Here is a 20,876-nt window from a genome sequence, read left to right as displayed (position 1 = left end):
CGTCCTACGCCGTTTCGAGCAGGACCGGTATCAATTCGGGCGCTGCCACAGGCTCCGGCTGAAAGAAGAACGCACGTTCGCCAAACGCTGGCCGCAACTCGTCGAACCAGGTCGCGTTCGGATCAAAGCGCGCATAGAACGTGCGCAATACCCATTGCGGGTCCCGAGCCTGGAGAAACTGCAGCACGAAGACTTTCTCCCCGGCCACGGTCTCGATGCCGTTGATCAATACCTTGCCGTAGAAGGTGCTCATGGACGGCCCACGCACGGTGCGCGCCAGCCCGGACACCGTGCGGTAAGCCGCCTGGAAGATCTCGAACGCCCGCGCCAGCGGCATCGCAAAGTAGTGGCTGGGCCCGGTATCGCGTTCGACGAACATGTAATAAGGCACCGCTCCCAGCCGCACGCCTTCAGTCCATAGTTCGGCCCAATCGCCGGGGTTCTCGTTGATGTGGCGGATCACCGGCGCCTGCATGCGCAACGTCGCGCCGGTGGAACGAATGCGTTCGACAGCCTGCCGGGCAATGTCCTGGCGAATCTCGACCGGGTGGTTGTAGTGCCCCATGACCGACAGGTTTTTCCCGGCAGCAACGATGCGCCTGAACAGATCCAACAGTTCCGGTGCATCCTTGTCGCTGACAAACCGCTGCGGCCAATACGCCACGGACTTGGTGCCGATGCGGATGCTTTTGAGGTGCGGCAGCGCCAGCAGCGGCTCGATGTAACCGGCCAGAGAACGGGTGTTCATGATCATCGGATCGCCACCGGTGATCAGCACATCCGTCACTTCAGTGTGCACCCGCAAGTAATTCACCAGCTCCTGGGACTCACGCGCGTTGAACTTGAGCTCTTCTTCGCCGATGAACTGCGCCCAGCGGAAACAGAACGTGCAGTAAGCGTGACACGTCTGACCGGCACCGGGGAAAAACAGCACGGTCTCGCGGTACTTGTGCTGAATGCCCGGCAGGACTTTTCCGTCGAGGGTCGCGCCGTTGTGCGTCAGCTGACCGGCCGGATGCGGATTCATGCGCAACCAGATCGCCTCGATCCGTCGCTTGATGGCGACGGCGTCATCGCGTTCGATCAGTTGCTTGAGCGACGCGTATTCGTCCGGTAGCAGCATGTCCTTGTGGGGAAAGGTCATGCGAAAAATCGGATCGTCCGGAATGTTGTTCCAGTCGATCAACGTGCCCAGCACATATTCATTGGTGCGAAACGGCATGACCCTGGCCACCACGGTCATGGCTTCCTGCAACGCTGGCGTCAGTTTCTGCCAGTACGGCGTGTCGCGAATGGTGCGTGAGTTGTAGGGTTTGTATCTTTCCAGCTCCGACGGTCCCTGCATGGCAGCGCTCCTGGTGATTGCCTGGCGTTAGTTACTGGATGGCCGGCGCTGCGCGCTCTATGTCCATCCATGCCCGAACGCTGTCGCGATCCCACTGCCGACGCACATAGGCCGCGAGCCGCTGAGGAACGCGGTCGCCATTGGCGAGCAGTCGATTGAGCATGATTGCCAGGTCGGTGTCGGCAATGCTCCAGTCACCGAACAGGTGATCGGCGCCCTCCTCCAGCAACCGATCCGCGACGAAGAACAGCCTAGCGACAGCGGCCTGGGCGTCGTCCGACAACGGGGTTTCTTTCTTGCCGAAGTAGATGAGGTCCGCCGGGCGCTCTTTGCGAATCACCAACAAATCACTGCGCAGCCAGGCCTGGAGCTGACGGGCGCGAGCGCGCTGTTTGATGTCGAGCGGGAACAGTTTTTTATGCCCCGGCGCTATTTCTTCCAGGTATTCGGCAATGGCCGAAGATTCAGACAGTGCAAAACCGTCATGAACCAGCGTGGGAATCTTGCACGTCAGCGATACATCACGATAACTCGCCAGGTAGTTATCACGCGCCTTTAAATCAACCTTAACAAGTTCAAATGAAAGTTGCTTTTCTTTCAGCGCGACAAATGCCGACATTGCAAAAGCACTGACAAAATCTGCGCCAACATACAGTTTCAGCTTCGTACTATCCATAGAACGCTCCCTTGCACTAACCACAATAATCCGTTGCATTGGAATCGATCGTAGTTAGTTGGCCAGGTGCTGAACAGATACAGAAATTATCTGTTTCTACGGATACAGAAAGTCAAAACAGCCATGGCCTGCCTAGGTAGCAGAAATGAAAAAGGGAGCCTGCGAATGCGGACTCCCTGTGGGCAACGACGGTGAAGATGGAGCGTGTCAGACCGTGGCGTCTGCAGCATTGGAGAGCAACGCCATCTGGGGCATGTTGCTCATGTTCAGCATGGCCAGCGGCTCCGTGGCGCTGGTGTTGACGAAGCCGTGCCGGGTCCAGGCCGGTACCAGCAACACGTCGCCGGGGCTGATGTTCACTGCATCGGCATCGCCCAGGGTCAAGGTGCCGCTGCCGGACTGAATGATGAACAGGTGCCACCACGAATGAGCATGACCGTTCAGTTCGGTGCCGGGGTTCAACCATTGCATCGACACCGCCATCCCTGGCGTCAACTTGCAACCTTCGCTGCTGTCATGGTGAGCCAGCGCGACAATATCGACCTCGCTGGCCGCAAGGCTCTGGCGCATATCGGTAAGTTCATCGCCCTTCCACACCCGTGCACTCACCGGTGGACGGGTTAAACTCTGGCGAAAGTCCTTATATGAAAAAAAACCACCTTGAATGTTATTCATCCGTAAACACCGAGTTATGAGCGACTTAAGTGACCAGACACTAGGCGAACAATTGATCACTGTAAAGTCACTGCACTAACACTCACAAAACCGAAGGCCGAAGCGCCACAATCATGTCAACTTCTACAGCGGCATTTTTCGGTAACTGATAAACGCCGACAGTGGTTCGAGTATGTTTGCCCGCATCGCCCAGCACATGGCTGAAGACATCCGATGCACCGTTGGCAACTTCGCTGAGGTCAACAAAGTCCGCCGTGGACTTCACGTAAACCGTGATACGTATCAGCGACTTTATTTTGTCCAGCGAGCCGATGGCATCAACGATCAAGGCCAGCCCGCGCATGGCGCTGATACTGGCGGCCGCTTGTGCATCGGCCAGGCTGAGCTCCAGCCCCACTCTGCCGGGGTAGCGGATTTCGCCGGTCATGCGCGGCACCAGGCCGCTGAGATAGAGCTCATCGTGATGCCGAATCAGCGGCGCGTAATGACCACCCGCGGTGTTTTCGCCGTAGATGTCATAGTCCAGCTCTTTCGCCAGGGCTATAAAGCGCTCATCACAGGTCATTTTTTGCTCGATCATTGAAACAATCCTCTCAACTCAAAAATACCAAAACGCAGGTCCGGGAGACTTAACCCGCGGCTCTCGCCGGGGCCGCCAGGCTAGTGACCTCGACACGTGATTCGATCGCGTCAGCCAGGCGCAGCAGGTTGTCGCTGAGCTGTGCGTAGTCTTCGCTGAACAACACGATGTGGCCGATAAACGAAGTGTTGTCCTTCACCAGTGCGGTGACCGAATCACTGAGGCGTTTGGTGTAAACGGCTTCTACCAGCTCGATGTTCAGGTCCCGGGCCAGGGACTCGATGTCCGGCACGTAGCGCAGCAGGCCGCCGGCCGGCGCCCGGACTAGACGGATGCCGCAATAGCCCCGAGCGACGGGATCGCGCGGGTCGGTCTTGCCTTCCACCGCCCACCTGACCCAGCGCTCCCACGGATCGAAATCGACGAACGCCAGGCGGGCCAGGTCCCAGATGTGCATGCCGCCGGGGCGCATGTTGGTTTCCACCGCCGACGTCAGGCCGTCGCTGCGCAGGAACACCTCGTTGTGGTACGCGCCGTTAGCCTGCGAGACCAACCCGGACATGTGTCGACCGGCAGCCGCCAGTCTGGCTTGCACATCTGCCGCCAGCGGTGCCGGCACCACTTGCTGAATTTCCGCGCGATAGGCGCCTTCGGTGGTGGTTTTCTCCGTGACCCACGTGCTGCCCGCAACGTAATCCCAGCTGTATTCCCGGGCGTTCTGGATCAACTCTTCGAGGACGATGCCGCCCTCGCGATACGGCTTGAGTGCCTGCCACGCCTCGTCGCACTCGGACGGATGATGGATGACCCGGCAGCCCCTGCTTGCCCCTTCGCAGGCAGGTTTGATGAAGGCTTTGCCGCCCAGTTCGACGACCCGCTGACGCAGCTCGGCGAGGCTTTCGATGCGCACGGAAAACACCGGACGATAATCTTCCGGCGACTGCTCGGCCGCCGCTTCCAGCTTGCGAAAGATTTGTTTATCCAACCCCGCACGCGCTTCGGCCGGGGTAATGCCGGGCAAGCCGTAATGACTCGCCAGCGCCGCGCCGAGCAGTACGCCACGGTCGGAAAACGGCAGCACGCCGATCAGTTTCCAGTGATCGGCACTCAAGCAACCCGCCACCAGTTCCAGGGATTCGGTGACGTCTTCCGGCGCCAGGGACGTGCTGCAGACGTGATCGGCCACCTGGTCGTCATCGGGCTGAATCTTCTCGACCAGCAGGATCAACCGGGCGTTGTAGAGCGTTTTGCAGAGCTCGCGCAGTTTCTGGATGTCGTGAACCCGATTGCCGTTGTACCCGACCACCACTACGCATGACGTCGTATTCATGAAGCCTCCGACCTGTGGAGTAAAAAACGCAAACGCAGTGACTCAGTCGTGCAGCGACGCGTTGGATCTACGGTTGAGCCAGTACCAGGCGAGGATGCCTCCCGCGCCGATGGCAGCCAGTACCAGGGCGCTATAGGGTGGCGGCATGACCCGCATGATCAGCACCGTCAGGCCGGCACCGACGCCCAAGGACACTTCCTTGACGAACATGTTGTTTTGTTTGACGGAGAAGTAATCGAGGTAGCTGAACGCACACTCGGCGATGGACAGCAGCGCGACCCAGATCAACGCGCCCACGAGGGTTTCGACGTGGAATGCGCCCGGCGACGAGAGCACCGCGAAGCCGCCGATGATGATCCCGATGACAGCGACCACTTTAAAGCGCCCGGTGCGCTCGATCAGTTTCATCACCGGCACCTGGGCGAAGACCACCACGGCACTGTTGAGGATCAGCATCAGGCCATACCAGGCCGGCAGTTCGCCGGTTTCGAGCAGGATTGCCTGGGGCAGGATCGAGAACACGCCAAACAGCTTGATGCCCATGATGATGCCGGCGATCACCCATGGCAGTTTGTTGCGCCAGCCGCTGCCGTCATGAGTGACCGGGCTGGCCACCACCGGTTGGGAGGTAAAAGTCGCGCCCATGGCGATGGGCAGGCACAGCAGGACGAAACCCGCCGCGCCGAGGAAAAACAGGGTCGGGGTCAGCAGCGGCGAGAGCAGGATCAGCCCCGCCACCAGACTGCCCATGTTCATGGCGACGCGGTTGTAGGCCGCGCCCTCCTTGGTCTGGGCGGCTTCGCTCTTGATCAGGTAACCGGCAATCGCGATGCCGTAGGCGAACAGCGCGGCGGCGAACATCACCATGCCCTGGTTGCTGGTGACCGCCAGCAACACCAACCCGAGGGCGGCGCACATCAACGTGACGCTCAGGGAGCGACGGCCCAGCACCAATAACGTCAGCGGCAGCAGCAACAGCAGCGCCCGATAACCGAGGGCGAGGATGCTGTTGGTGGCGGTGTCGAGCCAGACGTTGGCCTTGCCCAGCACGGCAAACAGCGACACGGCGGTGATGATCCGGATCGTGAACAGGCGAATATTGATCACCGGTTTAGCGACGGCGACCGTTGTTTGAACACTCATGCAACACCTCTGGAACCAGCGATTGTTCAGGCGTTCAGCGCGAACAATCAGGAAAGTCTGTAAGGTGATGGTAGAGAGAGTCGCTTGTTTTCATCAGAGCAAGTTCGTATAGAATCAAACGAACTTTACTGCCGGAGAGACCAGTAAAATGCAGGTTCAGCGTGCAGTGATCGCCGCCATCGAGTTCCAGCCGGGTGTGCCGCTGGTCCAGCAGATTGTCGATCAATTGTCGGTAGCGATCAGCCAGGGCGGGCTGCCTCACGGCTCGCGGCTGCCGCCGATTCGCGAACTTTCCGAGTTGATGAACGTGGGCAAGTCCACCGTGGTGGATGCGCTGGACCGCTTGCGCGCCAAGGGTCTGGTGGTTTCACGCCAGGGGTCGGGGCATTACGTGCACCGCTCCAGCGCCACGCTCAAGACCGATGCCGGCCCGGACCTGCAACCTCAAGACACCCTCAGCGTGGTCCGCCGCGCGGTGCTGCAGGACAACGGCTCGCTGCGCCCCGGTGCCGGTTTTCTGCCTTCATCGTGGCTACCGGCGGACGAACTGCTCAAAGCCGTGCGCGGCACCCTGCGCGCAACGTCCCTGCGCATGGGCGAATACGGCGTCGCCGCCGGTTACCTGCCGCTGCGCGAAGCGTTGCGGGTCAAACTGGCGACCCTGGGCATCGAAGTGCCGGTGGACCAGATCATCACCACGGCCAACACCGTGCAGGCCATCGACATGCTGATGCGCCTGCTGGTCAAACCCGGCGACACGGTGCTGCTCGACGATCCGTGTTACTTCACCATGCACACCAACCTGGCCCTGCATGGCGCCCGGGTCATCACCATCCCCCGTGGCGCGGACGGCATGGACCTGGACGCCTTCGAGCAATTGCTGATTGTCCACCGGCCCGTGCTCTACATGACCAATAACACCCTGCACAATCCGACCGGACACTCGTTCTCCCCGGCGCAGGTCTATCGCTTGCTGGAGCTGAGCCACCGTTACGGTTTTCACATCCTCGAAGACGATTTGTATTGCGACATGCAGCAACGAACGACCCCGCGCCTGGCAGCGGGCGGGCTGGACAATGTCAGTTACGTCTCCGGTTTCTCCAAGACCCTGACGGCGAACAGTCGGGTCAGCTATGCCGTACTTTCGCCGCAACTGGCGGCACGGATGGTCACCCTGAAAATGGCCTGCGGTGGCATGACGTCGGAACTGGCGGAGCAGATTATCTGCACGATGCTCAGCGACGGCAGCTACGCCAAACACACCCGGCGCACGGTGGATCGGCTTTACGAAGCGAGCAGTCGGGTGAGCAGTTGGCTGATGGAAGCCGGTTGCTCGGTGTCATCGCTGCCCCATGAAGGGTTGTTTATCTGGACACGATTGCCCGAAGGGCATCATGCCGAAACACTGGCGAGGAAAGGCCTGGACATCGACCTGGTGCTGGCGCCCGGCACCTTGCTCAGCAAAGCGCCGGATGCCAGTCACTTCCTGCGTTTCAACGTGGCGCACAGCGACAACATTCAGGTGCGGGAGCGGTTCTTTCGGTTGCTCGAGACCCCAAGTAAATAACTAACCACCACCGTCCTGTAGGAGCGAGCGGTGCGGCGATTCGACTTGCCCGCGAAGAGGTCGGCACATCCAGCCTTGATGTCGTCTGACACACCGCCATCGCGAGCAAGCTTGCTCCTACAGGGGTCTGTGTCGTGCTCAAGATGTGGAGCAACGCCGATCAATTGTAGGAGCAAGCTTGCTCGCGATGCAGGCAACTCGGTCCACCAGAATACTGGCAATAAAAAACCCCGCCCCTTCTCTCAAAGGGCGGGGTTTTTCTTTACAGCATCCAACGCTTAAGGCGCGTACGTCAGCAACAGCTCGGTCGGCACTTTGAAGTCCAGGGACATCATCACGCTCAACGCGGTAATGGTGAAGATCGAGAACACGAACAGCTTGCGTGCCCAGACCGTGTCATCCACTGCCTTGTAGCCGGTCCAGGCCATGTACAACCAGTACATGCCCATGGCCGCGGCGACGGCGAGGTAGCTCATGCCGGCGTAACCGCTGAAGGTCAGCATCAAGGTCGCCACGAGGAAGGCCAGGATGTAGATCAGGATGTGCTTCTTGGCCACTTGAATCCCGCGCTTCACGGGCAACACCGGAATCGATGCGGCCAGGTAATCGTTGAAGCGGAAGATCGCGATGGCATAGGAATGCGGCATCTGCCACAGGCTGAACATCACCAGCAGCGTCAGTGCAGCCATGTCGAAGGTGTTGCTCACCGCGACATAGCCGATCACCGGCGGCATCGCGCCCGACAGACTGCCCACCAGCGTGCCGTGAACCGACTTGCGCTTGAGGTACAGGCTGTAGAAGCCGACGTAGATGACGAAACCGATCACGGCGAACAGCGCAGCCAACGGATTGGCCACCTTGTACAGCAACGCAACGCCGGCAACACCCAGGACGGTCGCGAAGGCCAGGGCCAGTTTCAGGGAGACAAAGCCCTGCACCAGCGCCCGGTTCTTGGTGCGTTCCATCTTGATGTCGATGTCGCGGTCGATGCAGTTGTTGAACACGCAACCGGATGCCACCACCAGGGACGTGCCGATCATGGCGGCCAGGAAGATGGCCAGATCGACATGCCCTTTCGAGGCCAGGAAAAATCCGCCTGCCACTGAAAGCACGTTACCGAAAATGATCCCCGGTTTGGTGATTTGGATAAAGTGCTTCAAGGACATCCGGATTTACCTCAGTGCGCCATCATGTTGGTGTGGATGCTGAACATGATCCACAGCGACAGGCCAACCAGCAGGACGATCACGATCGCGGCGAACACAAACGCAATCACGTTGTTACGCTGCGCGGCCGAACGGTCCAGGTGGAGGAAGTACACCAGGTGCACCAGCACCTGGATCACTGCGAAGGCCAGTACGATCCACAGGGTCAAGGCTTTCGGCAGCGATGGGTACATCACCAGGCCGAAAGGAATGACGGTCAGGATGACCGACAGGATGAAACCGATAGCGTAGGACTTGACGCTGCCGTGGCCGGCGTCGTGGCTATCGTGGGAATGAGCGTTAGCCATTTACATAGTCCCCATCAGATAAACAACGGTGAATACGCAGATCCACACCACGTCCAGGAAGTGCCAGAACAGGCTCAGGCAGCTCAGACGGGTCTTGTTGGTCGCCGTCAGGCCGTTTTTCTGCACCTGGTACATCATGATCGCCATCCAGATCAGACCGCTGGTCACGTGCAGACCGTGGGTGCCGACCAGGGTGAAGAACCCGGACAGGAAGCCGCTGCGGCTAGGACCGAAGCCCTCGGAGATCAACACGTGGAACTCGTTGATTTCCATGCCGATGAAGCCGGCGCCGAACAGGAAGGTCATGGCCAGCCAGCCCAGGACCTGGTTCTTCTTGCCCTTGAACAACGCCAGCATGGCGAAGCCGTAGGTGATCGAACTGAACAGCAGCAGAGCGGTTTCGCCCAGTACGTAAGGCAGTTCGAAGATGTCGTGGCCCGACGGGCCACCCGCTACGTTGTTAACCAGTACCGCGTACGCCGCGAAGATCGATGCAAACAGGATGCAGTCGGTCATCAGGTAGAGCCAGAAACCGAATACGGTCATCTCGCCCGAGTCGTGGTGATGGTCATCGTGCCCATGTCCATCGACATGGGTGTGTCCAGCATTGGTCACTAAGTTCGACATGGTTTAAGCCTGTTCCAACGAGGTTTCAACACGGGTGGCGGTGGCTGGAACTTTCCCGGCCGCTACCAGACGCTTGTGCTGCTCGGCTTCGATGCGCTCGATCACGTCGACCGGCACCATATAGCCTTGATCATCACGTGCAGCGTGGATCACGAAGTACACCACGGTGCCGATCAGGCCGAATGCAGCCAACCACCAGATGTGCCAGATCATCGCGAAACCGAACACGGTCAACAGAGCCCCCATGACCACACCGGTCGCGGTGTTGTTTGGCATGTGGATCGGTTCGTACTTGGCCGGAGCCTTGTACGCAGTACCGTTTTCCTTGGCTTCGGTGAACGGATCGATGGTTTCCGCTTTTGGCAGGACCGCGAAGTTGTAGAACGGTGGTGGCGACGAGGTCGACCATTCCAGAGTGTGTGCATTCCACGGGTCGCCGTGTTCGCACATGTTTTCTGGCTTGTTGCGATCACGCACGCTGACGTACAGCTGAATCAGCTGGCAAGCGATGCCGACGGCAATCATCACCGCACCGAACATGGCGACGTACAGGTACGGCACCCACTCAGGGTTGGTGGTGGCGTTCAGACGACGGGTCATGCCCATGAAGCCCAGTACATAGAGCGGCATGAACGCGACGAAGAAGCCGGTGATCCAGAACCAGAACGCTGCCTTGCCCCAACCTTCGTGCAGCTTGAAGCCGAACGCTTTAGGGAAGTAGAAGCCGAAGCCTGCGATGTAGCCGAATACCGCGCCGCCGATGATCACGTTGTGGAAGTGAGCGATCACGAACAGGCTGTTGTGCAGAACGAAGTCGGCACCAGGGATGGCCAGCAGTACGCCGGTCATGCCGCCGATGGCGAAGGTCACCATGAAGCCCAGGGTCCACAGAACCTGGCTGGTGAAACGCAGACGGCCCTGGTAGATGGTGAACAGCCAGTTGAATAGCTTCACCCCCGTCGGGATCGAAATCAGCATCGTCGCCAGACCGAAGAAGGCGTTGACGCTGGCACCCGAACCCATGGTGAAGAAGTGGTGCAGCCAGACCATGAAGCCCAGGATCGAGATCGCGCCCGAGGCGTAGATCATCGAGTGGTGGCCGAACAGACGCTTGCCGGAGAAGGTCGAAATGACTTCGGAGAAGATCCCGAACGCCGGCAGAATCAGGATGTAAACCTCGGGGTGACCCCAGGCCCAGAACAGGTTGACGTACATCATTGGATTGCCACCAAGTTCATTGGTGAAAATGTGGAAATCCATGTAACGGTCAAGCGTCAGCAGTGCCAGGGTAGCGGTCAGGATCGGGAACGAGGCCACGATCAGGACGTTGGCCCAGGTGCAGGTCCAGGTGAAGATCGGCATGTCCATCAGCTTCATGCCAGGGGTACGCATTTTCAGCACGGTCGCCAGGAAGTTAACCCCGGTTAGCGTCGTACCCAGACCCGATAGCTGTAGCGCCCAGATGTAGTAATCCATCCCCACGCCAGGGCTGTATTGCAGGCCCGACAGCGGTGGATAGGCAACCCAGCCGGTCTTGGCGAATTCGCCGACGCCCAGGGACAGGTTGATCAGCACTACGCCGGATACCAGCAACCAGAAGCTCAGGGAGTTCAGGAACGGGTAGGCAACGTCACGCGCGCCGATCTGCAGCGGCACTGCAAGGTTCATCAGGCCGGTGAAGAATGGCATCGCCATGAAGATGATCATGATCACACCGTGAGCGGTGAAGATCTGGTCATAGTGTTCAGGTGGCAGGTAGCCAGGCGAACCCTCGGTGGCCATGGCCAGCTGGGTACGCATCATGATGGCGTCGGCAAAACCGCGCAGCAGCATGACCATGGCGACGATGATGTACATCACGCCGATTTTCTTGTGGTCGACCGACGTCAGCCACTCGGTCCACAAGTAAGTCCACTTCTTGAAGTAGGTGATTGCAGCGAACAGCGCCAGACCACCGAGCGCGATCATGGCGATGGTCACCATCACGATCGGCTCGTGGAACGGGACCGCTTCCCAACTTAATTTACCAAACATCGTTTACTCCTCTGCCCCGGCAGCTGAATGCGAACTCATGTCCATCCCTTCCATGGCGGCCACTTCGTGCTCTTTCTTCTCGTGGTGCATCGGCTTGCCTGGTTTCATGCCTTCGTACTTGTCGACGATGATCTGGAACAGGTTCGGCGTGACCGAGGAGTAGAGCTCGACTGGGTTGTTCTGGCTTGGCTTGGAAAGGGCTTCGTATTCAGCTTTTTCAAGCTGTTTAGGTGCCTTTTTGACTTCGCTGACCCAGGCGTCGAAATCTTCCTGGGAAGTGGCGATAGCTTTGAACTTCATGCCGGTGAAACCCGCGCCGCTGTAGTTGGCGGAGATACCGTCCATTTCAGCGTTCTGGTTGGCGATCAGGTGCAGTTTGGTCTGCATGCCGGCCATCGCGTAGATCTGGCCGCCCAACGCCGGGATGAAGAACGAGTTCATCACGGAGTCCGAAGTCACCTTGAAGTTGATCGGCGTGTGCGCCGGGAACACGATCTTGTTGACGGTGGCGATGCCTTGCTCCGGATAGATGAACATCCACTTCCAGTCCAGCGCGACCACTTCAATGGTGATTGGCTTGACGTCGGAGACCAGCGGCTTGTAAGGGTCCAGTGCGTGGGTCGACTTGTAAGTGACATAACCCAGGGCAATGATGATCAGCACTGGAACAGCCCACACCGCGATTTCGATCTTGGTGGAGTGCGACCACTTCGGCGTGTACACGGCGTCGGTGTTGGACGCGCGGTATTTCCAGGCGAACAGGAAGGTCATGACGATGACCGGAACCACGACCAACAGCATCAGCAGCGTTGCGGTGATGATCAGGTTTCGCTCGTCCAGGCCAACCTGGCCCTTGGGATCGAGCAAGGTCATGTTGCAGCCTGACAGCAACAACGTGCCGATCAGCGGCAATAAGCCTAGTAGTCTGGGGTACCTGTTTTTACTCATCTCACGACCTCTAAAGCAGCTTGCGCAATGCAGTTGGGTTTTGATCGCCAACACTTCACCCTGCCAAGGGTTGGCATTTTCTTGGATTGAATAAGGGCCGCCCGTCGCGCGTCAGACGCTGCTCGACAATTCCTGGGCAAGCGGTGAGTTCTTATTCGAATTCGTGGTCAAAGGCCTTGTTACAGACCAATTCCATTTGGTGCGGATAGTTGGAAGGCACCGACACCAGAGGAGTCGTATGAAGCCATCCGGCCCCTCGACGTCCTATTGCTGCTCAAGCACCTGAAGCAGGGTGAGCAGTGCCGGGAATTCAGTGCGGGCGATTGTAGATATGTAACGATTCATAAACCATGTCTCATCCCGAAATAATTTTTATCCATTCCAGCAACAATCATTAACGGTTTTCGCAAAAGTGCGGCATCTTATCGAAATTCATTCTCAACAAAAACACCAAAATAAGTAGGGCTACCACGCGCAGTTCAGACAGTATCGAAAGCTCTGCCTCTGCCCTCTACCCTGCCTTAGCCCCCATGTGACAAGGGCTCTGGCAATTTGCCAAGGCCTGTTAAAACTGCCTGTTCCAGGTTGAGAGCGCTAAAGCCTGTTGCGAAATCAGAAGACCATTTTCATTGCGTCTACGCATACCAATCCGACACGCTGAAACGCCTTGCGACACTCGCGCTGTGACAACATGTCGCACATGCGCCGCACCCGTTCTTGTCGCGCATCAAGGTCTTTTTACCCGAGCCCTGAATGGCAAAACGCCCCGGCTCTCTCAACGAGGGCCGGGGCGTTTTCATGTGTTGCACAGCGATACCGCGAATGACCTCAGCGCAGTGCCTTGCGGTTGCGCGAAGTGAGCAATGGCACCAGCACCACCACCAGGACAAAGGCGATCAAAGCCCACTGTGCGAGCGACAGACCGAGGATCGGCGGGTACGGCGTGGAGCAGAAACCGTCGACCTGGAACCCCAGCGGGAAGATCTTCGCCAGCGGCAGACCATCGACAATCGGTTGCAACACATCAATGCCGCAGCTGACCGCCGGATAGAACTGGGTATAGACGTGATGCCCGGCTACGCCGACGCCTGCCAGGGCGCAGATCACCACCAGGGTTTCAAACACCGTGATGCTGCGGCGGGTGCGCATTGCCGCGCCGATGAACGCGAAGATCGCGATCAGCAACAAGGCATAACGTTGCAGGATGCACAGCGGGCACGGCGCCTCGCCCAGCACGATCTGCATGTACAGCGCGCCGCCAATCAGCGCCAGACAGATGATGCCCAGCAACACCAGGTAGCGCCGCTCACGGCCCAACCGCATCGTTTCCTCGCTCATTGCGTTTCCCTTCTAGATATCGATTGACCGGAAGTCTACACGCTGGCCCGGACCTTGGAGAGCCCGGGGCGTGTGGAACAGATGTCGGGGAATAAACGATAAGGTGGTTAAGAAGGGATTAAATTCGATCAGTTTCCAGAGATTTGCATGATCCCACGACCGCATCGCCAGCTGGCTGGCTCCCACAGTTGAATGCATACCAAAGTGGGAGCCAGCCTGCTGGCGATGCGGCTGCTCAGTCGCCGTAGATATCAGACTTGAAGTACTTCTCGGAAATCTTCTGGTACTCGCCGCTGGCGCGAATACCGTCGATGGCCGTGTTCAGTTGGCTGACCAATTCGGTGTTGCCCTTGCGCACGGCAATCCCGGCGCCCTCGCCTACGTATTTCGGATCCTTGAGCTCTGGCCCGACGAAGGCGTATCCCTTGCCGCGTGGCATCGACAGGAAGTCATTCAGCGGGATGGTGTCGGCGAAAATGGCGTCGAGGCGACCAGCCGCCAGGTCCATGTAGATCTCTTCGTTATTGCCGTAACGCTTGACAGTGATGCCCTTGGGTTCAAACACCTCGGTGGCATAACGGTCCGTGGTGGTCGCACGTTGCACGCCGACAGTCTTGCCTTTGAGGCTGGCGTACTGATCATCCACCACCGCGCCTTCCTTCATTACCAGGCGCGATGAGGTGAAGTAGTACTTGTGGGTGAAGTCCACCGACTTCTTGCGGTCTTCGTTGATGGTCATGGACGACAGCGCCATGTCGATTTTCTTCACTTTCAGGGAAGGAATCAGACCATCGAACTCACCTTCGACCCAGACGCACTTGACCTGCATCTGCGCGCAGAGGGCATTGCCGATGTCGTAGTCGAAACCGACGATTTCACCTTTGTCGGTTTTCGACGCGAACGGTGGGTAAGCCGCCTCGATGCCGATGCGCAGGGTTTTCTCGGCGGCAAACAGAGTGCTGCACGCCAACAGGCTCAGGGCCAGACCGGTGATGAGGGGGAATTTCTTCATGTTCGTTCTCTCGCGGGTTGTTGTTGGTTTGGCAAGACAGAAGAAAGAGCAGAAACAGGGGCACGCCTTTTTTTGTACTTATAATTCCATACTGGACTTTTATGTATTAGCCGTCAATTGGGGGGAACGCGGATGTGCCGGCCGGTGGTCGGGCGGTGAGTCAGGAAGGTATTGGGTGATGCAGATGGCCTCTTCGCGGGCAAGCCTCGCTCCTACAGGGTTTTGTGTCGTTCACATAATATGCGTATGACACAAAACCCTGTAGGAGCGAGGCTTGCCCGCGAAGGCGTACTCAAAGGCGCCGCAGGGGTTACTGCTTCCAGCGATCCGCCGCTGCATGATCACTGTCACGCCCTTCCACCCAACGCGCGCCTTCACGGGTGTTCTCTTTCTTCCAGAACGGTGCGCGGGTTTTCAGGTAGTCCATGACAAAAGCGCAGGCATCGAACGCGGCCTGGCGGTGGGCGCTGGCGGCGCCGACGAAGACGATCGGCTCACCCGGCTCAAGGGCGCCGATGCGGTGCAGCACTTCCAGCTTGAGCAACGGCCAGCGTTGTTCGGCCTCGATGGCGATCTTGCCGAGGGCCTTTTCGGTCATGCCCGGATAGTGCTCCAGGAACATCCCGGCCACGTCGAGCCCGTCATTGAAGTCGCGCACGTAACCGACAAAACTCACCACCGCACCGACGCCGACATTGGCGGCGTGCATGGCGTTGACTTCCGCCCCCGGATCGAACGCCGTGGACTGCACGCGAATCGCCATGGTTCAGCCCCCGGTCACGGTCGGAAAGAACGCCACTTCATCGCCATCACTTACCGGCTCGTCGAGTTGGCAGAGGTCTTCGTTGCGGGCGCACATCAGGTTCTGCTCGCTCAACACATCGGCGCCGTCACGCTTGGCCAGCAGCGCGCGAACGTCATCGACGGTGGCGAAATCACCTTCAACTTTCACTGAGTCAACGCCCAGTGCTTCTCTATAACGAGCGAAAAACTTCACGGTGAGGTTCATGACTGATCCGCCTGGTAATGACCGCTCTTGCCCCCGAGCTTCTCCAGCAACCGCACGCTCTCGATGGTCATGCCACGATCCACGGCCTTGCACATGTCATAAATCGTCAGCGCCGCGACACTGGCTGCGGTCAGCGCTTCCATTTCGACACCGGTCTGCCCGGACAACTTGCAGCTCGCGACGATGCGCACGGTGTCGTCGCCTTCGGCACTCAGTTCGACCTTGACGCCGGTGAGCAGCAACGGATGGCACAGAGGAATCAGATCGCTGGTTTTTTTCGCAGCCTGAATGCCGGCGATGCGCGCTACGGCGAACACATCACCCTTGGGGTGACCGCCGCTGACGATCATTTGCAGGGTTTCGGGCAGCATGCGCACCCGCGCTTGAGCGGTGGCTTCACGGAACGTTACGTCTTTTTCAGTGACGTCGACCATGTTGGCGCGACCTTGGGAATCGAGATGAGTCAGCACAGGGTTACTCCTGATCAAGAGCCTCGATTGTAAACCTGTGGGTCAATCTTCCGCACGTTTGATTATCAGGTCACCCAATTCCCTTGTAGGAGCGAGACCGGCTTGCCGGCGATGGTGTGTCAGTCACCGCGGTGTCGACTGACACACCATCGCGAGCAGGCTCGCTCCTACAGGGGGGTGTGTGTGGGGCATGAAAAACCGGGCGGCTTTTGGGCCGCCCGGTTTTTTGGTGAAGGTTACAGATGCGATTCGGCGTATTCGGCCAGAATCGAACGAGGCACCCCTTGCAGGGTGATGTGCACACCGTTGGGGAAATCCTTGAAACGTTCAGTCAGGTAGGTCAGCCCGGAGCTGGTCGCGGACAGGTAAGGGGTGTCGATCTGCGCCAGGTTACCCAGGCACACCACTTTGGAACCGGCGCCGGCACGGGTGATGATGGTTTTCATCTGGTGCGGCGTGAGGTTCTGGCATTCGTCGATCAAAATCAGGCTCTGCTGGAAGCTGCGACCCCGGATGTAGTTGAGGGATTTGAACTGCAACGGCACTTTGCTGAGGATGTAATCGACGCTGCCATGGGTGTTTTCGTCATCCATGTGCAAGGCTTCGAGGTTGTCGGTGATGGCGCCCAGCCACGGCTCCATTTTTTCCGCTTCGGTGCCGGGCAGGAAACCGATCTCCTGGTCCAGGCCCTGAACGCTGCGCGTCGCGATGATCCGGCGATAGCGCTTGCTGACCATGGTCTGCTCGATTGCCGCCGCCAGTGCCAGGATGGTTTTGCCGGAACCGGCCGCACCCGACAGGTTGACCAGGTGAATATCCGGATCGAGCAAGGCGTACAGCGCCAGACTCTGATAGATGTCACGCGGTTTCAGGCCCCAGGCTTCCTGGTGCAACAGGGGTTCCTGATGCAGGTCGAGAATCAGCAGCTTGTCTTCGTCGATCTCCTTGATCCAGCCGACAAAGCCCTGCTCGTCAATGATGAACTCGTTGATGTGAACGGCCGGCAGGTTGTCGGTCAGCTTCACCTGGTGCCAGGTGCGGCCGTGGTCCTGGCGGGTTTCGACATTACTCACGCGATCCCAGAAGGACCCGTCCATGTTGTGATAACCGTTGGGCAACAGCGAAACGTCGTCAACCAGTTGGTCAGTGCTGTAGTCCTCGGCCGCGATCCCGCAGGCACGGGCCTTGAGGCGCATGTTGATGTCTTTGGTGACCAACACCACGGGCAGCTTTGGCGCGCGCGCGTGCAGGTCGATCAACTGGTTGATGATGATGTTGTCGTTCAGGTGCTCGGGAAGAATGATGTTCGGTTCGGCACGTTTGCTCATCAGAATTGACAGCAAACCCTTGGGCCCACTTTTGCCACGCTGGATCGGCACCCCCAGCTCAACGTCTTCAGGGCTGGCTTCGCCCAGGGTCTTGTCGATCAGGCGAATCGCCTGACGGCATTCCGCAGCCACGCTGTGATGCCCGCTCTTGAGCTTGTCCAGCTCTTCAAGCACGGTCATCGGAATCGCGACGTGGTGTTCTTCGAAGTTCAGCAGGGCGTTTGGATCGTGAATCAATACGTTGGTATCGAGTACATAAAGGATTGGCTGGTTGGAGGAAGAACTACGTCCGTGATCATCCATACTCGGTCACCTTTGTGGGAGCCATTCGACGCAATACCTTGGCGGTGCTGCGCCTCGAAGTGACTGCCGAATTCACCTGCGGGGACTCAAGTGAACTGCATCCATAGCTGGGTCTTGGGAGACGCCACCTGTGTTGCAGGTTTCGGCGGTCTGTCTTCGTAATACTCCAAAACATGTGACAGAAAAAAGCACTTTGACGCTTTTTTGAAGTTTATTTTTCAGAGTGACGAATAGCCCTTGGCCTGCAGGCAATGTGCCGTTAAAGTCGGAAGTCCGCCTGCACTGAATTTCCCTCCAAAATCGCCCTTCCCCCAATGTTTATGGGCTTTCCCGCTTTCAGCGAAACGCATCCTGACAATCTTCCCAACCGATCCCGCTGAGCGCCGTTTGCGTGACAAGCCAGGGCATCGCCGTTTTCACGCCGTCCTGCTTAATGTTGAAATTGATCACCCCATGCCGCCACAACAGCATCAGGGTCAGCACGCGCTGCGCGCTCTGACTGGCCTTGAGTTTGCCGGCGCCGTCCTGGGCATCGATGTCCCACAGCGCCACTTGCAGGCCCTGGGACCTGAAGAAGCCTTGCGCGTCTGAACGGCGCTGACCATCGGGCGGACGAAACAGCGGCACGTAGTTCTCCGGCAATTTGCTTTTGACCAGTTCGGCGCTGCGCCGCACCGAGTCCTGCCAGTCCTGCCAATAGCTGTGGGAGCGAAACTCCCAGCCTTGCACGCCGATGCACTGCGCCGAGTAAGTGGCCTGCAGGTTGGCGACGGAACGATCGCTCAGACGCGCCTGAATGTCCTTGCCAAGGACGAAAAACGTGCCCGTCATGTTGGCCTTGCGCAGGTACTCGGTGACCCATGCCGTGTTGTCCGGCGCGGCATTGGCGGCGCTGTCGAAGGTCAACAGGAACAGTCGGTCATGCATTTGCTCGCCGTTGCGCTCGTAGTCGCCAAAACGATCGATTTCGCTGCTGGTTTGCGGAAACAGCGCAGCCTTGCGCAATTGCTCGTCGAGGTACTGCGCATGGAACAGCCGGCTCGGCTCGGACCATTTGATGTAGTAGCTGTCGGCGCTGACCTGAAACTTGGCGGCTTGCTCACGCAAGGTGGCCATGTCCTCCACCAGATAACACCAGGAAGCGTCCTGATCGCAGCTCTGTTGAGCGAAGTTGTAGTTGGTCAGCAGTCGTTGCCACATGCGCTGGCGCAGATGGTTGACCGAATCCGGATTGATCGTGCGCAGGCCCAGGCGCTGGGCCAGGCTTGCGTCATCCAGCGACTCGCTGGCCAGCAGCACGCGCGCGAACATCAGTATCTCTGCCCGCGAGGCGACATCGAACAGCGTCGGGTTGCTGAGCTGTTCAGGCCAGGTGCTGCGATCGAGCGTCGCCACATCGCCCGGCGCCGCCAGGGCACCGAAACTCAACAGCCACGCCGAAAAAAGAAAAACGATACGCAATGGGATGTCTCCAGAACAAAACCCGCGCGGCACTATAGCTGATCCGGCATTAGCGCCACGATCTCCTGTAGGAGCGAGGCTTGCCCGCGAAAGCGGTGTATCAGTTACCGATGATGCCGACTGACACACCGCCTTCGCGGGCAAGCCTCGCTCCTACAGGGGATTGCGCAAAGCCGTCGATCACCTATGGACTTGATAGCTGGAGTCAACACGGACAACCCCCTAGAATCGCCCCACGATTAAAGGAGACGACTTCATGCTGATGGTGATTTCCCCCGCCAAGACCCTCGATTACGAAACACCGCCGGCCACCCAGCGCTTCACCCAGCCGCAATACCTCGACCATTCCCAGGAGCTGATCCTGCAATTGCGCGACCTGACGCCGGCGCAGATCAGCGAGCTGATGCATGTCTCCGATAAGATCGGCGGGCTCAACGCCGCGCGTTTCGGCAGCTGGACCCCGGCGTTCACGCCTGAAAACGCCAAACAGGCCCTGCTGGCGTTCAAGGGTGACGTTTATACCGGTCTCAACGCGCAAACCTTCAGCGAAGCCGATTTCGATTACGCCCAGCAGCATCTGCGCATGCTGTCCGGCCTGTATGGCCTGTTGCGTCCACTGGACCTGATGCAGCCGTACCGTCTGGAAATGGGCACCAAATTGCCCAACGCCCGTGGCAAGGACCTGTATGCCTTCTGGGGCACGCGCATCAGCGAATGGTTGAACGAAGCCCTGGCCGATCAGGGCGATGATGTGCTGCTGAACCTGGCGTCCAACGAGTATTTCTCGGCGGTCAAACGCAGCGCCCTGAATGCCCGCATCATAAATACCGAGTTCAAGGACCTGAAAAACGGTCAGTACAAGATCATCAGCTTCTACGCGAAAAAGGCCCGGGGCATGATGAGCCGCTTCGTCATCGAAGAACGCATCAACGACCCCGCCGCACTCAAGCAGTTTGACGTTCAGGGCTATCGGTACAGTGCCGAGCAGTCTAAACCGGACAACCTGGTGTTCCTGCGCGATCACGCCCCCGAGTAAATGCACCCGGTCGGTGCACGACCGCAAAAGCGTCGTGCACCGCCTTCAAATCTCCAAACAATCCCCCACCTTTTCCGCCAGTTATTTGGCGCCATTTTTCAAGCAATCAAAATCCTAACTTTAGTTTCACTCGACTTTCGTGATTTTTTTCAGTAGTGGCACTAAAAAAAATTATCAGTAGTGGCATAAAACTATCTAATCCAACGACGACCCTATGTATCAAGGGTGAAACAGCCGTTGCTATCAATATGAAAGCAGTGCCATCTTTTTCAATATTTCAAGAAATTTCAGAATTCGCGATGGGTGGACTGGAACTATGTCCAAATGCGTAGCTCATACCACCGGTAACCATTATCTCTGAACATGTACGAGATAACTTACGCAGAGAAGAGATTCACGTAGCGAAGTTGTCACAATAACTTCGGCTACATAATCCCTGATTTGGGCAATATCTGAAGGAAAGGAGATAACGCATCACTAC

20 protein-coding genes are annotated in these 20,876 nt (G+C 58.2%); 2 read left to right on the top strand and 18 right to left on the bottom strand.

Going from position 1 to position 20,876, the window contains the following annotated elements; all coding sequences use genetic code 11:
- Positions 1-4: 4 nt before the first annotated feature.
- The 6 genes from KGB27_RS13080 to KGB27_RS13055 all read right to left on the bottom strand — a co-directional run bounded on the left by KGB27_RS13080 (position 5) and on the right by KGB27_RS13055 (position 5,749).
- Entirely contained in the window at positions 5-1,345 is a 1,341-nt protein-coding gene (locus tag KGB27_RS13080) for a KamA family radical SAM protein (RefSeq protein WP_223554774.1), read from the bottom strand.
- Positions 1,346-1,376: 31 nt separating this feature from the next.
- The gene (gene yfcF, locus KGB27_RS13075) at positions 1,377-2,021 is read right to left on the bottom strand and encodes a glutathione transferase (RefSeq protein WP_223554796.1); all 645 of its coding nucleotides are present in this window, start codon (positions 2,019-2,021) and stop codon (positions 1,377-1,379) included.
- A 207-nt stretch (positions 2,022-2,228) separates the two neighbouring features.
- The gene (locus tag KGB27_RS13070) at positions 2,229-2,696 is read right to left on the bottom strand and encodes a cupin domain-containing protein (protein WP_008045169.1); all 468 of its coding nucleotides are present in this window, start codon (positions 2,694-2,696) and stop codon (positions 2,229-2,231) included.
- Positions 2,697-2,778: 82 nt separating this feature from the next.
- Entirely contained in the window at positions 2,779-3,276 is a 498-nt protein-coding gene (locus KGB27_RS13065; protein WP_008025407.1) for a RidA family protein, read from the bottom strand.
- Between the two features lie 49 nt (positions 3,277-3,325).
- Positions 3,326-4,606, bottom strand: coding sequence for a biotin carboxylase (locus KGB27_RS13060; RefSeq protein WP_207285721.1), 1,281 nt, complete (start codon positions 4,604-4,606; stop codon positions 3,326-3,328).
- 42 nt (positions 4,607-4,648) lie between these two features.
- Positions 4,649-5,749 carry a hypothetical protein gene (locus KGB27_RS13055; protein ID WP_223481403.1) on the bottom strand — a complete coding sequence of 367 codons (1,101 nt, stop codon included), beginning with the start codon at positions 5,747-5,749 and terminating at the stop codon, positions 4,649-4,651.
- Between the two features lie 148 nt (positions 5,750-5,897).
- Between KGB27_RS13055 and KGB27_RS13050 the strand changes: the two genes are divergently transcribed.
- Positions 5,898-7,316, top strand: a complete 1,419-nt coding sequence (locus tag KGB27_RS13050) for a PLP-dependent aminotransferase family protein (RefSeq protein ID WP_223554773.1) — start codon at positions 5,898-5,900, stop codon at positions 7,314-7,316.
- A gap of 278 nt (positions 7,317-7,594) precedes the next feature.
- Here KGB27_RS13050 and cyoE read toward each other — a convergent pair whose 3' ends face one another.
- The 12 genes from cyoE to KGB27_RS12990 all read right to left on the bottom strand — a co-directional run bounded on the left by cyoE (position 7,595) and on the right by KGB27_RS12990 (position 19,359).
- The gene (gene cyoE, locus KGB27_RS13045; RefSeq protein WP_008025400.1) at positions 7,595-8,482 is read right to left on the bottom strand and encodes a heme o synthase; all 888 of its coding nucleotides are present in this window, start codon (positions 8,480-8,482) and stop codon (positions 7,595-7,597) included.
- An 11-nt stretch (positions 8,483-8,493) separates the two neighbouring features.
- Positions 8,494-8,829 carry a cytochrome o ubiquinol oxidase subunit IV gene (gene cyoD / locus KGB27_RS13040; protein WP_008025399.1) on the bottom strand — a complete coding sequence of 112 codons (336 nt, stop codon included), beginning with the start codon at positions 8,827-8,829 and terminating at the stop codon, positions 8,494-8,496.
- Positions 8,830-9,456: a cytochrome o ubiquinol oxidase subunit III gene (locus tag KGB27_RS13035; RefSeq protein WP_008044529.1), complete on the bottom strand. Its 627-nt coding sequence runs from the start codon at positions 9,454-9,456 to the stop codon at positions 8,830-8,832.
- A 3-nt stretch (positions 9,457-9,459) separates the two neighbouring features.
- Positions 9,460-11,490, bottom strand: coding sequence for a cytochrome o ubiquinol oxidase subunit I (gene cyoB / locus KGB27_RS13030; protein WP_008025397.1), 2,031 nt, complete (start codon positions 11,488-11,490; stop codon positions 9,460-9,462).
- 3 nt (positions 11,491-11,493) lie between these two features.
- Complete coding sequence (cyoA, locus tag KGB27_RS13025) at positions 11,494-12,438, bottom strand: ubiquinol oxidase subunit II (protein WP_008025394.1); 945 nt, start codon at positions 12,436-12,438, stop codon at positions 11,494-11,496.
- A gap of 828 nt (positions 12,439-13,266) precedes the next feature.
- Entirely contained in the window at positions 13,267-13,776 is a 510-nt protein-coding gene (locus KGB27_RS13020; RefSeq protein WP_032828589.1) for a disulfide bond formation protein B, read from the bottom strand.
- A gap of 235 nt (positions 13,777-14,011) precedes the next feature.
- Complete coding sequence (locus tag KGB27_RS13015) at positions 14,012-14,788, bottom strand: ABC transporter substrate-binding protein (protein WP_008044528.1); 777 nt, start codon at positions 14,786-14,788, stop codon at positions 14,012-14,014.
- A 310-nt stretch (positions 14,789-15,098) separates the two neighbouring features.
- Positions 15,099-15,551, bottom strand: coding sequence for a molybdopterin synthase catalytic subunit MoaE (gene moaE, locus KGB27_RS13010; RefSeq protein WP_008044526.1), 453 nt, complete (start codon positions 15,549-15,551; stop codon positions 15,099-15,101).
- Between the two features lie 3 nt (positions 15,552-15,554).
- Positions 15,555-15,797: a molybdopterin converting factor subunit 1 gene (gene moaD, locus KGB27_RS13005; protein WP_008025385.1), complete on the bottom strand. Its 243-nt coding sequence runs from the start codon at positions 15,795-15,797 to the stop codon at positions 15,555-15,557.
- On the bottom strand, positions 15,794-16,267 hold the full coding sequence (gene moaC, locus KGB27_RS13000) for a cyclic pyranopterin monophosphate synthase MoaC (RefSeq protein ID WP_008044525.1): 474 nt from the start codon (positions 16,265-16,267) through the stop codon (positions 15,794-15,796). Before moaC ends, moaD begins: the two co-directional genes overlap by 4 nt.
- 236 nt (positions 16,268-16,503) lie before the next feature.
- Positions 16,504-17,898 carry a PhoH family protein gene (locus KGB27_RS12995; RefSeq protein ID WP_008025381.1) on the bottom strand — a complete coding sequence of 465 codons (1,395 nt, stop codon included), beginning with the start codon at positions 17,896-17,898 and terminating at the stop codon, positions 16,504-16,506.
- 336 nt (positions 17,899-18,234) lie between these two features.
- Positions 18,235-19,359, bottom strand: a complete 1,125-nt coding sequence (locus KGB27_RS12990; protein WP_223554770.1) for a polysaccharide deacetylase family protein — start codon at positions 19,357-19,359, stop codon at positions 18,235-18,237.
- Positions 19,360-19,615: 256 nt separating this feature from the next.
- Between KGB27_RS12990 and yaaA the strand changes: the two genes are divergently transcribed.
- Positions 19,616-20,395, top strand: coding sequence for a peroxide stress protein YaaA (yaaA, locus tag KGB27_RS12985; protein ID WP_008025377.1), 780 nt, complete (start codon positions 19,616-19,618; stop codon positions 20,393-20,395).
- Positions 20,396-20,876: the final 481 nt, after the last annotated feature.

The sequence above is a fragment of the Pseudomonas sp. BF-R-01 genome (genome assembly GCF_019946615.1).
Classification (GTDB): Bacteria; Pseudomonadota; Gammaproteobacteria; order Pseudomonadales; family Pseudomonadaceae; genus Aquipseudomonas; species Aquipseudomonas migulae.
Note: the sequence above shows the minus strand (reverse complement) of the source record. Positions and strands in the feature narration are given on the sequence as shown.